Source organism: Ignavibacteriota bacterium, from assembly GCA_016716225.1.
Lineage (GTDB): Bacteria > Bacteroidota > Ignavibacteria > Ignavibacteriales > Melioribacteraceae.
Genome location: JADJWT010000001.1, coordinates 485,870 through 502,547, shown reverse-complemented (window position 1 = coordinate 502,547; position 16,678 = coordinate 485,870). Strand labels below are relative to the sequence as shown.

The following is a 16,678-nucleotide window of genomic DNA, read 5'->3' as shown; positions in this document are numbered from 1 at the left end:
GAAATTAAGATTTATTTTCTAAAGCATGTTTTATTGATAATCCGGCAACCGATGAAAATCCTAAGAAAAACATTAAGTGAAACGGTAATGCTGCAATTTCAAAAAAGTATAGTGATGCAACAACGCCAATTAAACAGTAAACAGCAAGGATAATTTCAACCATTACTGTAGAGTTTATTTTATTAGAGGAAAGGTAACTTTCATTTTTTTTAATTTTGTCAGATTTTTCAACAATTTTAAATTTTGGTGTTCTAACGAATTCACTTTTTCTGTCCATTAATCCTTCAAAAACTGCACGGGAATTATTTACTGCAAAACCCATACTTCCAGCCATAAAAATTGGGAATAACGCAATCTTTTTTCTCCAATCGGTGTAAACATCTTTTTGTGCATAAAGATAAAATAAAAATGAGCTTATAAATGCTAAAACAAAAACCGACATAAAATTAAAAAATATTGCGTAAGGTCCGCTATTTTTAATAAACACAAGCGGAACATTTAAAATTCCGGCAATAAGAATAAATGGAAAAACAATATTATTTGTTAGATGAAAAGTTGATTGAATTTTTGTTCTGAATGGAATTTTGGATTTCCAAACCATTGGCAATAATTTTTTTGCAGTTTCGATAGCACCTTTTGTCCATCTGAATTGTTGAGCTTTCAAAGCATTCATTTCAGCCGGTAATTCAGCAGGAGTTGTAAAATCTTTCAAATAAACAAATTTCCATCCGTTTAATTGAGCTCTATAACTTAAGTCTAAATCTTCAGTAATTGTATCATCATTCCAGTTACCGGCATCTAAAATACATTCTTTTCTCCAAACTCCGCCCGTTCCGTTAAAATTGATAAAAAATCCAGCTCTATTTCTTATTGGCTGTTCCATAACAAAATGTCCATTTAATGCCAAAGCTTGAATTCGAGTTAAAATTGAGTAATCTTCATTAATATGTTCCCATCGAGTTTGAACCATTCCAATTTTAGGATTTGTGAAATATTTCAAAGTCTTTTTTAAGAAATCCGGTTTTGGAACAAAATCTGCATCAAAAATTGCAATTAATTCACCAGTAGCTGATTCTAATCCTTCTTTCAAAGCTCCAGCTTTATAACCTTTTCTGCTGCTTCTTCTAACTTGTTTAATATCAAATCCTTCTTTCTGTTTCTCTTCAACAATTTTTTTAACAAGATCAACTGTTGAATCAGTAGAATCATCAAGAACTTGAATTTCCATCAAATTTTTTGGATAATCAATTTTACAAACAGAATCAATTAATCTTTCAGTTACATATTGTTCATTGTATAGTGGAAGTTGAATAGTAACTTTTTTATCAAAATTTTCTACTTCAGAAGGTTCCGGAACGTTGGAAATAAATTTTCTATAATAATAAAGCATTATCACGCCGTGACTTGCAAATACAAGCAGAACAACCATTGTAAGAATGTAAACAATTAAAATTATTTCGTCTAAAACCATTTTATAAATTCCAAAAGTTATTAAATAAACTCTTTAAAAAAGAGTGGCTGTAAATATACGTAATTTTATCAGATTTTCAATTGTTACCAATCAGATACAACGGCAAGTAAAATTTCCTCTGATAATTTTTCTATTGCTTCTGTGATTGCATTATTTCTATTTGTGTAAACATCTCCGTTATTTGAATAATCAGCATAATCGGAAAAATTTTTCTCAAAAACTGTCTTTTTCAACACAAAATCTTTATAAATAACTCTTGCATTAATTGTTAATCTTATTGTTGAAACAGTTTCTCCACCTTGAATAATATTTGGAGATTCAGAAATTGAGTTGATTGTACAATCTAAAAGTGCATCAGATTTTGATTTATCTGTTATTGCAAGCGAATTATCTGAAATAAATTTTTCAATCAAAGTGCTGGTAAAATTATCAGCCATATTTGGTTCGCCGGATCCACTTCTATCTACAGCAAAAGGAATTGCAATTGTTTTTAGATGATTGGGAACAGAACTTCCAGTGAATGAATAAGCGCAGCTTGATAAAATTATTGCAATGAAACTTAATATTACAATATTTTTATATTTTTTAACTTTGTAAAACATTTTCTAAAATTTTATACAATTTCTAATTCGTTTTGTTCAAATGTATTCAAAATTCCACAAACATTTTCATTTATTAACTTTTGAAAATAAATTTAGATTCCGTACTCTTTTAACTTTCTGTAAAGTGTTCTTTCGCTAATTCCTAATAAATTTGCGGCTTTTCGTTTACTATCTTTTGTAAATGCTAATGCTTTTTTTATTGCATCTTTCTCGAGTTTTGTAATCGGAATAATTTCATCCAAATCAAAATTTGCTTCTTCAGATTTTTGCGGAACATTACTTCTATATGCTAAATTTTTAAGCTCATTTAAATCTTTTTTAATTTCGATTAAAGCTCCCAAAATTATTTCTCTATCCAAAGATTCTGTAGATTTCTGTAAAAATATTGGAAGATTTTTATTTTCTTCAATTTTAGGATTTGTTAATAAATTAGTAAACGAATCTTCATTTAAAATTCCGGTTTTGCTTAACGCTGCCGCAGTTTCGATAACATTTTTTAGTTCTCTAATATTTCCGGGCCAAGAATAATTATTTAACAATTCATATGATTCATTTGTTATGTTTGGAGATTCAATCTTGTGATGTTCAGTATATTTATTTAAGAAAAAATTGATCAAAAGTACAACATCTTCTCTTCTTTCACGTAACGGAGGAATATTTAAAGTAACAGCTTTTAATCTGAAAAATAAATCTTTTCTAAATCTTTTTGAATCAACTTCCGTTTGCAAATCTTTGTTGGTTGCGGCAATAATGCGAACGTCTACTTTTTTTGTTGTTTCACTTCCCAATGGTAAAAATTCACCAGTTTCTAAAACACGCAATAGTTTTACTTGAGTTGTTAGCGGCATTTCCGCAATTTCATCAAGAAAAAGCGTACTTTTATCTGCCATTTCGAAATAACCTTTTCTGTCGTCAATCGCTCCGGTAAACGAACCTTTTTTGTGTCCAAATAACTCACTTTCCAAAATTCCTTCTGGAATTGCTCCGCAATTTACACTAATTAATTGCTTATTTGCCCTTTTGCTTGTATTGTGAATTTCTCGCGCAAATATATCTTTCCCAACTCCGCTTTCTCCGTAAATTAACACAGAAATATCAGATTGAGCAACTTGATGTGCAATATCAATTAAATCTTTAATTTGTTTGGATTTGCCAATTATTTCCATTTTACTAAATTTTGTATGACATTATGACAGTAATATACGACAAAATTATTCAATATTTGATAAAAATGCAATATTTGAAGCGAAATTTAAACTTATCAATTTTAAATATTTAGGTATGATTTCTTGTAAAATCGTCTGTAATAAATTTTTTTGAATTTGTTTTGAACTCAATAAGGAAAAATTTTCTATTCAATTTCTCTAATTTTTCCATCCACAGAAAATTCTGTTTTCAATCTTTTTTGCAAAACTTCAGCATCTGATTGTGAAGAAAACTCTCCAACGGTAACAACATGAAGCTGTAAATTATTAACATTTTTTTGAGAAATATTTGATATTAAACCTCTCTGTATAAATTTATTTTTTAACTCTTGAGCATTTTGTAAATTTCCAAAAGCACCAGCTTGAATTGTATATTTTTTATTTGATGCAGATTTTTTATTATATGGTTTATTTTCAACTAGAATCATTTCATCATCTTGAATAAAACTTCTATCTGTATTTTTTAGATAAGGTGAATCTGGATATTCTTTGTTGAGCAAAGCTTTCAGAGTTTCAGCTTTTTTATATAAACCGATTGCATAAAAATATGAGAAACTTCTGAACAAAGCTGCATCGGCAAATTTACTGTTTGGAAAAGTTGAATAGACTAATTCATAAAGTTTTTGAGATTCTTCGCCATTTTCAGTTAAAACTGCTTGAAGAAAAATTACATTTGGATCATTTGCATTTTTCTTTTTGAAGAACTCCAAATTTTCTTTCGCTTCATCAATTTTTCCTTGTTCAATCATTTTTAATTGCGGAATTATATCAACATTTTGTGCAAATGTTTGAGTAGAAAAAACTAATAAAATTATCTTAATCAAATTTTTCATTTATGCAATCTTATGTTTTTCTTCATTAGAAAAATCTACTTTTGTAACAACATCTGCAAATAATGTTCCCGATGTTGCTTTATTAATTTTCACTTTTATGTAATCACCTTTAAAAATATTTTCTTGTGCCGGAATTATTACAACTTTATTTGTATCGGTTCTTCCGGCAAGAAATTCATTTGATTTTTTACTGAATCCTTCAATCAAAATTTCCTCTTCTTTACCAATTAAGTCTTGATTTATTTCATAAGAAATTTTTTGCTGTTGATCAATAATTTCGCTTAATCTTTTTGATTTGGTTTCCTCATCAACATCGTCAATCATTTTGTACGCTTTGGTTCCTTCTCGCGGAGAATATTTAAACATATAAGCTCCGTCGTATCTAACTTTTCTCATCACTTCCAATGTTGCTAAATGATCTTCATAAGTTTCTGTCGGAAATCCGGAAATAATATCTGTAGAAAATGTAACACCCGGAATTATTTTCCTAGCTTTTTCAATTATGTTAAGATAATGTTCAATAGTGTAAGTTCGGTTCATTAAATCCAACATTCTATTTGAGCCGGACTGAACCGGAAGATGAATATAATTGCACAAATTCGGATGTTCGGAAATTGTATAAAGTAATTTATCGGAAAAATCTTGCGGATGAGAAGTTGAAAATCTCACACGAATTTTTCTATCAACAATTGCAACAGCGGAAAGTAAATCCGCGAAATCCAAACCATTATCATTATACGAATTTACATTTTGTCCGAGTAAAGTAATTTCTTTATATCCTTGATTTGAAAGCTGTTCAACTTCTTTAATTACTGATTCTAAAGTTCGGCTTCGTTCTCTTCCTCGAGTAAATGGAACAACACAAAATGTGCAGAATTTATCACATCCGCGCATTACAGAAATCCACGCAGAAAGCCCATCGTCATTGGCTCTGAACGGAATTAAATCATCATAAGTTTCAGTTTTGGAAAGTTTAACACCAATTCCTTTTTCTCCGGAAAAAGCAAAATCAATAAATTCAGGTAAACGTCTGTATTCATCGGGACCAACAACCAAATCAACCATTTTTTTATCGTTAATTAAATCATCGCGCAATCTTTCAGCCATGCAGCCCAAAATTCCAATTACCAAATTTGGTTTTTCCGATTTCAGAGTTTTAAAGTTTCCTAATCTGCCGTAAATTCTTTGTTCCGCATTTTCTCTAATGCTGCAAGTATTTAATAAAACTACATCTGCATTATTTATATTATTTGTTAAATCATAACCTTTTGTTGATAAAATTCCTTGAACAATTTCCGTATCGGCCAAATTCATTTGGCATCCGTAAGTTTCAATATAGACATTACTTTTTTGCAAAACTTTTCCTTTCTGTAAAACTAAAAAATTTGAATTGAAATTTACTTATATGCTTGCTTAATCTCAAGAATTCAAATCACTTACAAATATAATTCGGTATTGAAAAATTGTATTAATGCAATAAAAAATTTATAACTTTAATTACAAATTTTTATTAAATCGTGAGAACATATGAACTTCCCAAAAATAACTTTTGCTGTTTTAATGATTTTAATTTATTCATGTTCATCCCAAAATACAGTTAAGGTTGTTGATTTTTCTCCCAATGGTGAAATTGAAAAAGCTACAAATTTTACTGTTGAATTTTCTCAAGATTTAGCTCCGGAGGAAAAAATTGGTGAATGGTTGACAGATGAATTTATTTCTTTTGAACCGAAGATAAATGGAAAATTCAAATGGCTTGATGCAAGAACTTTACAATTTTCTCCGGATTTTGCTTTGGATGCTATGCAGAATTACTCTGCGAAAATTACAACTAAAGTTTTGTTTAATAAAAATTTAAGTACTGATTTTGAAACTTATAATTTTAATACTCCGCATTTTGATGTAACCAAAGCAGAATTTTTTTGGACGCAAATTCCACATAAATCTTATGTTACAAGTATTCAAACAAATTTACATTTTAATTATCCTGTTCAACCACAAGAGCTTTCATCATTCTTAACAATTTCCATTGATGGAAAAAATATCTCAAATTTTGAAATTACAACAACTTCTTCGTCAAATATAATTTCTATCAATTTGGGTGAAATTAAACAGACTTCTGAAAATCAAAATATTTCTGTCGAAATTAAAAAAGATTTAAAATCAATTTTAGGAAAGGATGGTTTAGCAGAAAATAGAAATTTTGAATACGAATTATTAAAAATTACAAAACTTGATATAACCGATGTAGTTTCCGGATTTGACGGAAATAACGGCTGGATTGATATATACTTAAATCAAGCAATCATAAAAGAAAATGTAAATAATTATTTAACACTTGAACCAAAGACAGAATTTGAAACTCAAGTTTATGATAATCACATAAAAATTATTACAAAAAATCAGAACGAGAATACGTTTACACTAAAAGTGAATAAAGGTTTGCAAGGCTTGTACGGCGGCTCGCTTGATAGAGATTATGAAAGAGTTGTTTCGCTTTTTAATGTTGATCCTTCAATAAATTTTTCCGATAAACAGGGAAAATATCTAATGCTTCCTGGTTTGAAAAATCTTACTGCAAATATTGTAAATATTGATGCTGTGGATATTGAAGTTTCGCAAATTCAGAAAAATAATATTATGTATTTCAAAAATAATTTAAATAATGATTATTGGGGATATTATAGTTACGATTATTATATGAATCCGCATGAAAGTGAAGACAGTTATGGTAAAGCGTTGTACAAAGAAAAAGTAAAATTAAATTCATCGCAAAATTGGATGAACACAATTAACATTAATTTGGAAAAAGCTGTTTCGCAAAATAAGAAAGGAATATTTTTAGTTGAAATAATTTCCAACGAAGAAAGATGGATTAAGGATAGAAAAATTGTTGCAGTTTCTGATTTTGGAATAATTACAAAAAAAGCCAAAAATGAAATGCTTGTTTTTGTTAATTCAATTTCAAATGCCGAACCGATTGAAGGAGCAAATGTTGAAATTTATTCAACTCATAATACATCAATGTTGAAAGGAGTTACAGATAAAAACGGTGTTGCAAAATTTAGTTTAGAAAATGGAAAGTACAAAGATGAATCACCAAGAATAATTTTTATCGAAAAGGAAAATGATTTTAATTATTTGGATCTCCGCGAATCATACGTTGAAACTTCGAGATTTAATGTTGGTGGATTATCTGACATTTTAGATAATTACACAGTTTTCATGTATGCAGAAAGAAATTTATATCGTCCAGGTGAAAAAGTTAATTTAAGCGGAATTTTGAGAAATGAAAAAATGGAAATTATTTCCGATGAACCGGTTTTGTTAAAAATTATTTCACCAACCGGAAAAGTTTTTGAAGAATTTCCAAAAACATTAAATGAACAAGGATCATTTGAACAATCATTTGTAATGCCGACTTATGCGCAAACCGGATTATACAAAGCCGAACTTTATAATGGAGCAAAAAAAATAATTAGTTATTATAATTTTAATGTTGAAGATTTTGTTCCAGATAAAATTAGAGTAAACTTTAAAATTGATAAGCAAAAATTCATCCTGGGTGAATCAGTAAAATTAAATTTGGAATCAGAATTTTTATTCGGGGCAAAAGCGTCCAAATTAAAATATGAAGGTGAAATCCAGTTTAGACAAACAAATTTCAGAAGCAACAAATTTAAAGATTTTACTTTTGATGATTACGTTGGAGAAAATTCTTCAATCAGCAATTATACTTTTGATGGAACTTTGGATGAAAATGGAAGCGCTGAAATTGATTATACAATTCCGGAAATATTATTAAGTGGCGGAAAAATTTCTGCTTATGCTTATGTAAGCGTATTTGATTTAACAGGAAGGACCGTAAACCGCGTTGTTAATTTTGATATCTTCACAAAAAATAATTTTATCGGAATCAAATCACCGGATTATTATTTGAACAATAATCAGAACTACAATTTTGAAATTGTTTCGGTAGATAAAGATGATAAGCCATCAAAAAGTTTTAATGGAATTGCAAAATTAGTAAGATATAAATGGGATTCGGTTTTAAGAAAAGATTACGATAGCAGAAATATTTATACTTCAGTTAAGTCAGAAATTGTTGAATGGGAAAAAGAAATTTCAATAAGCGGAGTTCCATCAAAAATAAACGTTAATGCAAAAAGTACCGGTCAATATGAATTGCGAATTTCCGAAAAAGGTAATAGCGCATATTATAAAACTGAGTTTTACGTTTATGGCTGGTCAGATCTTACTGTTTCAAATTTTGATATTGATAAAGAGGGAAGTGTAGAAATTGTTTTGGATAAAACAACTTATGAGCCTAATGAAAAAGTTAAAGCAATTTTTAAATGTCCATTTTCCGGAAAATTACTATTAACATTGGAACGAAAAGGTATTTATGAATATAAATATATCGATGTAAAAAACAATTCGGCGCAAACAGAATTTGAATTATCTGAAAATTATTTACCGAATGTTTTTATTTCTGCAACTTTGTTTAAACCTCACGGAAAAGAAAGTGAATCACCATTTTTGGTTGGACATGGATTTGCGTCAATAAAAATAGAGAAGAAAGCAAATAAACTTCCTGTAAAAATAATTGCTTCGGAAAAAGTTAAACCAAACACAACTCAAGAAATTACAATAAAGACCAATCAAGAAAAAAATATTTATGTAACTATTGCAGCAGTTGATGAGGGGATTTTACAAATCAAAAATTTTGTTACTCCAAATGCATATAATTTTATGTATGCAGATAGACCATTAAATGTTGAAAGCTATGATCTCTATTCACTTTTATTGCCCGAAGTAATTTCTAAAAAATCATCAACAGGTGGGGATGAACTTGCAAGTCAGTTAAAGAAAAGAGTTAATCCGGTAACATCAAAAAGATACAAACTTCTTTCTTACTGGAGCGGGATTAAAAAAACCAATTCAAATGGGGAAGTTAAAATTAACCTGCCGATCCCGCAATTTAATGGTGAACTTAGATTAATGGCTCTTGTCTATAGCGGTCCAAAATTTGGTTCAGCTGATAAAAGTATTAAAGTTTCGGATGATTTAATTTTAGAATCGCAGATTCCAAGATTTCTTTCTTCAAATGATAAAATTGTTTCCAACATATCTTTGGTAAATACTACCAACAAAAAAAGTAACGTAAAAATTAAAGCATCTGTTTCTGGACCGATAGAAGTTATTTCTGAAAAAAATAAAACAGTCGAAATTAATCCAAATTCAACTGCAACTGTACAATTTAATTTATCAGCAAAAAATGAAATTGGGAATGCAAAAATTATTTTTGAAACCGAAGGTTTAGCAAAAATAAAAGAGGAAATAAATATTGGTATTAGACCAGCTTCACCATTGGTTGTTGAAAGCGGTTCAGGAGAAATTAAAGCTGGCGATAAATTAGAAATAAATTTGCCAAATTATTTTATTAAATCAACGCAAAGCTCAACTCTAACAATTAGTAAACTTCCGGTAATAAAATTTGCAAAACAATTGAAATATCTTCTCGGATATCCTTATGGTTGTGTTGAACAAACAGTATCTAAGGTTTTTCCACAATTGTATTTTGGAGATATTGCGAAAAATATTAATCCAAAATTATTTGAAAATAACAATTCTATATTTTTTGTTAATGAAGGAATTAAAAAATTAGAATCAATGCAACTTTATGATGGATCAATTTCTTATTGGCAAGGTTCTAACGAATCAAATTTTTGGGGAACTGTTTATGCAACTCATTTTTTAGTTGAAGCTAAAAAAGCCGGATTTTATGTTGATGAAAATGTTTTCTCAAAATTAATTTCGTACTTGGGAAGAAAAGTTAAAGAAAAAAATATAGTTGATTATGTAACTTATTCGAACAATCAGAAAACAATAATTAAGATTGCACAAAAAGAAATTATTTATGCTTTATATGTTTTAGCACTTACCAACAAAGGCGATATTTCAACTATGAATTATTATAAAGCAATGCCGCAGCTACTAACAAATGATACAAAATATTTATTGGCGGGTGCATTTGCTTTAATGGAAAAGAGAAATTCATTTGCGGAATTAATTCCAAATAATTTTAACGAAGAAAAAACAGAAAGACTTTCAGGCGGATGTTTTGATTCCAACATTAGAGCCAATGCAATTATGTTAAATGTACTTTTGGAAGTTGATCCAAGTAATTTGCAAATTCCAATTATTGTAAAATATCTAAGTCAAAATTCTGAAAATATATATTCAACACAAGAAACTTCATTTACGTTTCTTGCCTTGGGCAAAGCTCTTAAATCGCAGACAAAATCTGATCTGCAAGTTGATGTAATTTCAAATGGTAAAAATCTTGGAACATATAAAAATTCGGATATTACAATTTCTAATAATAATCTTCACTTGGGTAAAATAAATATAAATGCAAAAGGTGAAGGAAGAGTTTACTACTTCTGGAATACGGAAGGAATAAGTACGAAACCGGATGTGAAAATTATTGATTCGCAAATGAAAGTTAGAAGAACATATTATAACTACAAAACCAAAAATGAAATTACAAATAATAAATTTATACAAGGTGATTTGATTGTTTGCAAAATATCATTAACGGGTGGACAAAGATCAGCTGAAAATATTGTTATATCTGATTTAATTCCAGCTGGATTTGAAATTGAGAATCCACGGCTATCAACATCAACAAATTTTAATTGGGAAAATAAAAATCCATTATATGTGCAATATATGGATGTGAGAGATGATAGGTTAATTTTATTTACAAATTTGAATGCAAACAAAACTAATGATTTTTATTACATGCTGAGAGTTGTAAATAAAGGTGAATATCAACTACCAGTAATTGCCGCGGAAGCTATGTATGATAGGGAATATCATTCATTCAACGGGAACGGAAAGGTTGTGATTGAATAATGTGAAATTAAGAACTAAAAAAATATTTACGCGTTTAATTGTATTTTTCTTAAGTGTAGTTGCATTATTTTCATTTTTGAATTTTTTATTTCCGTTACCGAATGAAAAAATATTTTCAAAAGAAGTTCTAGCTAATGATGGAACACTTCTAACGGCTTATCTTTCCGGTGATGACAAATGGAGATTGAAAACTTCTCTTAATGAAATTACTCCGGAATTGGTACAATCAATTATTGAAAAGGAAGATAAATATTTTTATTGGCATCTTGGGGTAAATCCAATTGCAATATTTCGAGCTTTTTTTTTAAACTTTTCGCAAAAAAAAATTGTCTCCGGAGCATCAACAATTACAATGCAGTTGGCAAGAATTTGGAATCCATCAAGTAGAACATATCTAAATAAACTTTTTGAAATTCTTCGTGCAATACAAATTGAAATTCTTTATTCCAAAAAAGAAATTCTTGAAATGTATTTAAATTATCTTCCTTATGGTGGAAATATAGAAGGAGTAAAAGCCGCATCGTATATTTATTTTAATCGACCGCCGAATAAATTAAGTCTTGCTCAATCTATAACTCTTGCAGTTATTCCAAACGATCCGAACAATTATCGGTTAGATAAAAATTATATTAATACCAAAATCAAAAGAGATATTTGGATAAATAAATTTATTGATGGAAAAGTTTTCGAGGAGAAAATTTTAATAGACGCTCTCTATGAACCTTTACAAACCAATAGATTTTCTATGCCAAAATCTGCACCGCATTTTTGTAATAGATTGATTAGAACATTTGAAGGACCAGTAATAAAAAGCACTTTAGATTTTACAAAACAAAAAATATCAGAAAAACTTTTATCAAATTATATTTCGAGAAATATTAGCAAAGAAGTTACAAACGGTTCAGTTTTAATTATTGAAAATAAAACAAGAAATATTTTGGCTTACTGCGGTTCAGCAGATTATAATAATAATGAAAATGCCGGACAAGTTGATGGAATTACTGCAATTCGTTCTCCCGGTTCAACTTTAAAACCGTTTCTTTATGCACAAGCTTTCGATAAAGGAATTTTAACACCAAAAATGAAATTGAATGATATTCCAATGGACTTTGGTGGATATGAACCGGAAAATTTTGATAATAATTTTTATGGAGAAGTTACAGCTGATTTTGCTCTTAAAAATTCTTTAAATATTCCAGCTGTTCAACTTTTGCAAAAAGTTAGTTTATATAATTTTATACAAATCTTAGAAAATACAGATTTTAAAAAAATATCTGCTGATAAAAATAAACTCGGACTTTCACTTATTCTTGGAGGATGTGGAACAACTTTACAAGAAATTGTTACAGCATTTTCATCATTTGCTAATAAAGGAAATTTTAAAAAAATAAATTTTGAATTGAGTAATAAAAAGATAAACTCAAGACAAATATTTTCCGAATCAGCTTCATATTTAGTTACAAAAATATTGTCTGGAATTGAAAGACCGGATTTCCCCAATACATTTATTGGAGAAACTAAACTTCCCAAAATAGCTTGGAAAACCGGAACATCTTATGGGAAAAGAGATGCATGGGCAATTGGTGTAAATCCAAAATATACAATTGGAGTTTGGCTTGGAAATTTTAGTGGAAAAGGTTCACCATATTTATCCGGTGCTGAAATGGCTGTACCGCTTTTATTTGATCTATTCAATTCAATAGATTATAATTCAGAAAAAAAATGGTTTGATATTCCTTACGAAATATTAGAAAGAAAAGTTTGTGAGGAAACCGGACTTCTTCCAACAGAAAATTGTAAAAACATTATTTATGATTATTACATTGAAAATGTTTCACATCAAAAAAAATGTGATAGATACAAAACTTTTTTAGTTGATGAAAATGAAACAAAAGTTTATTGTGCCGAGTGTTTAGGAAATAATAAATATAGGGAAATTGCGTATCAGGTTTTAGATCCGGATCTAAAATTATGGTATAAGAAAAATAATATTCACATTGGCGAACCGCCTTTACATAATCCCGATTGTAACAGCAAATTAAATAATAATGGTCCCAAAATAATTTCTCCGTTGGAAAATTATGATTATTATATTGATAAAAATTCCGATCAAAAATTATTATTACAAGCTGTTTCAACATCAAATGTTTTATCGCATTATTGGTATATTAATGATGAATTTTATAAAAAATGTGTACCGGGCGAAAAAATATTTTTTATCCCCAAGAAGAAAATCGTAAATATTCTTTGTTCTGATGATAAGGGCGGAACAAGTAAAATTAAAATCAATGTGAAATTTTATTGATCAATAAAAAAGAGAAAGGAAGTAAAATGAATATAGATAAAAAAATAATTTTAGTTACCGGAGGAAGTTCAGGTATTGGACTTTCAACCGCAATTAAGTTAAAAGAAAAAGGTTCAGAAGTTATAATAACCGGAAGAAATAAATCAAAGCTAGAAAATGTGGTAAATAAATTTGGGTTTACCGGATTTGTTTCTGATGTTTCAAAAGAGAATGAAGTTCTTGAACTTTTTCAAAATATAAAAAACAAATTCGGCACTTTGGATGTTTTAATTAACAATGCCGGCTTTGGTTATTTTGAAACTCTTGAAAATGTTAATGTTGAGAAATTCAATGATGTTTTACAGACAAATGTAATAGGAGCCGCTTTAGCTGCAAGAGAAGCATCAAAAATATTCAAATTAAAAAATGGCGGAGATATTATAAATATTGCTTCAACCGCAGCTACTAAAGGTTTTGCTGGTGGAACTTCTTATGTTGCATCTAAATTTGCTTTACGCGGAATGACAGAATGCTGGCGTGCGGAATTGAGACCATTTAACATTCGAGTAATTTTAATAAATCCTTCCGAAGTTCAAACGGATTTTGTTGTAAATTCCGGAAGAGTCGGAAGAAATTTTAATCCAACAAAATTAATTGGCGAAGATATTGCTCACACAATTGTTTCTGCGTTGGAAATGAATGAAAGAGGATTTATTATTGAATTAACAGTTTTTGCAACAAATCCTAATGATTGATTTATTGGATTAATAATTAGTATTCAAAAGCTTCATAAAGTGTTCCGGAAAATAAACCACGTTCATTTGATAAAGTATTTTTAAAAGTTATTGGAATTGATTCATATGGCCATTCCCAAGAACTCTTAGTTACTACAAAATGCAAGTGAGGATAACCAGCTAGTCCGGTACTACCGCTTAATCCAATTTTATCACCTTGTTCCACAGAATCTCCAACTTCTACATAAGAACCTTTTCGGGTAAGATGCATATATTGGGCAAAAGTACTATCACCATGATCAATAACAATCAAATTATTTGGATGTTCACCATCTTTACCACTTTCAACAACATGTACAACTTTTCCTTTTCTAGAAGCTGTAATTAAAGATCCAATTTTCATATTAAAATCAACTGCAAATTGATCTGGTTCACCTTTTCCGTGAAATGAACCGCTGCAATTGCTTAAATCTACTTTGTAGGATTTCCCAATTGGAAATGGTAAAACATATTCTGAAGTTTTCCAATTTGGATATGTTACCCCAGGGCAACCAGCAGCAATTGGTCCTTCTAAATTTTTTTGGTAAATATCTTCAATTTTTGAAGAACAACCAGAAAGTAATATAATTGTAAAAAATAAATAAATTATTTTACCATGCATAATTTTTCTCATTTTGATGAATATTACTAATCTAAAAAAATAAAATTATTTATTAACATTTTAGGTGCATAAATTTTTGCACAATTTCTATAAATTTACTTCACAAACAAAAATAAAATATATGATTGAACAATTTAAAAAACTTGCTGCTGAAAAAGCTGTTGAAGAAATTCAATCTGGAATGGTAATTGGTTTAGGTTCCGGAAGTACTTTTTATTATGCAATCCAAAAAATTGGACAATTAATAAAAAGCGGTGAATTGGAAAATATTGTAGGAATTTCAAGTTCGGATAAAACTTCAAAATTAGCAAATGAGTTTGGAATTCCGTTAACAACATTTCACGAAAAACAAGAAATTGATGTAACAATTGACGGTGCCGATGAAGTTGATAAATATTTAAATTTGATCAAAGGCGGCGGAGCGGCTCATCTTAGAGAAAAAGTAATTGCCCAAGCGAGTAAGAAATTAATTATCGTTGTTGATGAAACAAAACTCTCTGAAAAATTGGGAACAAATTGGGCGGTTCCTGTTGAAGTTTTGCAATTTGCGTATCCTTTGGAAATGAAATTTTTAGAATCAATTAATGGAAAACCAAAACTTCGAAAATTTGAAAATGGCTCTCCATTAGTTACAGATGAAGGAAATTTTATCTTAGATACAAATTTTGGAATTATTCAAAATCCTTTTGAACTTGCTGAAAAATTAGAAAACAGAGCCGGAATTATTGAACATGGACTTTTTCTTAAACTTACATCAAAAGTAATTGTTGCCGGAAAAAATGGAATTAAAATTCTTGAAAAATAATTTGGAACCGTAAAAATCAAATTTTGTAAAACAACATTGTTAATTTTATTATTGAATTTTTTTTAATCACTTAATATTTTTCTCACCGAAAAAAATAGGTATTTGAACATATGAGTGTTACCGTAACGAATCTGACAAAAAAATATCAAACACAAAGAGCTATTGATAATATTTCTTTTGAAGTTAAAACGGGAGAAGTTCTTGGATTTCTTGGTCCAAACGGTGCCGGAAAAACTACAACTATGAAAATAATTACCGGATTTATGGCTCCATCCGATGGCGATGCAAAAATTAATGGAATTTCTGTTCTAGAAGAACCCGAAAAAGTTAAGAGAATGATCGGCTATTTACCAGAAAGTAATCCGCTTTATCATGATATGCCGGTTTTAGAATATTTGGAATTTATTGCTGAACTTCAAAATGTACCAAAAGAAAAAGTTAAAGATAGAATTGCTCAAATGGTTAAAGTTTGCGGATTAAATATTGAGAAACATAAAAAAATTGGTGAGCTTTCTAAAGGCTATAAGCAAAGAGTGGGATTAGCTCAAGCGTTAATTCATGATCCAGAAATTTTAATTTTGGATGAACCAACAACCGGTTTGGATCCAAATCAAATTGTAGAAATAAGAAATTTAATTAGAGAAATTGGAAGGGAAAAAACTGTAATTCTAAGTACGCATATTTTGCCGGAAGTTGAAGCAACTTGTGATAGAATTTTAATTATTAATGATGGTAAAATTGTTGCGGATGGAACTTCTGAAAGTTTGAGAAAACAAGCCCAAGGTCAAGAAGTTTTAAAAGTTGGAATTTCTGAAGCTTCAGATAAAAATATTGTAATTAAAACTTTGCAAAATTTAGAATCGGTTGCAATGGTTGATCCGATAAAAGAAGTAGACTTTTCATTTTACGTTAATAGTAAAAATGAAAAGAGCTCAAAAAAATCAATTTTTGAAATGTGTGTAAAAAATAATTGGGTTTTATCGGAACTAACTCCAATTGAAACAAAACTTGAAGATATTTTTAGAGATTTAACAACAAATTAATTTCAACAATTAACTATTTGTCATTCCGGTTTTCATTGTTTTTATATGAAAGGCCGGAATCTGTTTTAGGAATAAGATGCTGAAATAAAACGTTGGCTAACGGACAGCATGACAAAGTA

General features: G+C 29.1%; 11 protein-coding genes. 5 read left to right on the top strand and 6 right to left on the bottom strand.

The features are described 5' to 3' along the window. Positions 1 to 4: 4 nt before the first annotated feature. From IPM32_02115 to miaB, 5 genes are all read right to left on the bottom strand, one after another. Complete coding sequence (locus IPM32_02115) at positions 5 to 1,471, bottom strand: glycosyltransferase (GenBank protein ID MBK8944041.1); 1,467 nt, start codon at positions 1,469 to 1,471, stop codon at positions 5 to 7. Positions 1,472 to 1,554: 83 nt separating this feature from the next. Further along, complete coding sequence (locus IPM32_02110; protein ID MBK8944040.1) at positions 1,555 to 2,073, bottom strand: LptE family protein; 519 nt, start codon at positions 2,071 to 2,073, stop codon at positions 1,555 to 1,557. Positions 2,074 to 2,165: 92 nt separating this feature from the next. Beyond that, positions 2,166 to 3,239, bottom strand: coding sequence for a sigma-54-dependent Fis family transcriptional regulator (locus tag IPM32_02105; protein ID MBK8944039.1), 1,074 nt, complete (start codon positions 3,237 to 3,239; stop codon positions 2,166 to 2,168). 185 nt (positions 3,240 to 3,424) lie between these two features. Then, entirely contained in the window at positions 3,425 to 4,111 is a 687-nt protein-coding gene (locus IPM32_02100) for an SPOR domain-containing protein (protein ID MBK8944038.1), read from the bottom strand. After that, complete coding sequence (gene miaB / locus IPM32_02095; GenBank protein MBK8944037.1) at positions 4,112 to 5,467, bottom strand: tRNA (N6-isopentenyl adenosine(37)-C2)-methylthiotransferase MiaB; 1,356 nt, start codon at positions 5,465 to 5,467, stop codon at positions 4,112 to 4,114. Between the two features lie 171 nt (positions 5,468 to 5,638). Here miaB and IPM32_02090 point away from each other — a divergent pair, with 171 nt between their 5' ends. The 3 genes from IPM32_02090 to IPM32_02080 are packed head-to-tail and all read left to right on the top strand — an operon-like array spanning position 5,639 to position 14,071. Next, a complete protein-coding gene (locus IPM32_02090; GenBank protein ID MBK8944036.1) occupies positions 5,639 to 11,032 on the top strand; it encodes an alpha-2-macroglobulin family protein in 5,394 nt (1,797 codons plus the stop codon). Continuing rightward, positions 11,025 to 13,337 (top strand): penicillin-binding protein 1C, encoded by a 2,313-nt coding sequence (gene pbpC / locus IPM32_02085; protein MBK8944035.1) that lies wholly within the window; start codon positions 11,025 to 11,027, stop codon positions 13,335 to 13,337. The genes IPM32_02090 and pbpC overlap by 8 nt, the downstream gene beginning before the upstream one ends. Before the next feature lie 26 nt (positions 13,338 to 13,363). Then, positions 13,364 to 14,071 carry an SDR family oxidoreductase gene (locus IPM32_02080; protein MBK8944034.1) on the top strand — a complete coding sequence of 236 codons (708 nt, stop codon included), beginning with the start codon at positions 13,364 to 13,366 and terminating at the stop codon, positions 14,069 to 14,071. Positions 14,072 to 14,087: 16 nt separating this feature from the next. Here IPM32_02080 and IPM32_02075 read toward each other — a convergent pair whose 3' ends face one another. Next, positions 14,088 to 14,711, bottom strand: coding sequence for a M23 family metallopeptidase (locus IPM32_02075; protein ID MBK8944033.1), 624 nt, complete (start codon positions 14,709 to 14,711; stop codon positions 14,088 to 14,090). Positions 14,712 to 14,832: 121 nt separating this feature from the next. Between IPM32_02075 and rpiA the strand changes: the two genes are divergently transcribed. Both rpiA and IPM32_02065 read left to right on the top strand, forming a co-directional pair. Continuing rightward, positions 14,833 to 15,516: a ribose-5-phosphate isomerase RpiA gene (gene rpiA / locus IPM32_02070; GenBank protein ID MBK8944032.1), complete on the top strand. Its 684-nt coding sequence runs from the start codon at positions 14,833 to 14,835 to the stop codon at positions 15,514 to 15,516. Between the two features lie 110 nt (positions 15,517 to 15,626). Then, on the top strand, positions 15,627 to 16,559 hold the full coding sequence (locus IPM32_02065) for an ATP-binding cassette domain-containing protein (GenBank protein MBK8944031.1): 933 nt from the start codon (positions 15,627 to 15,629) through the stop codon (positions 16,557 to 16,559). Positions 16,560 to 16,678: the final 119 nt, after the last annotated feature.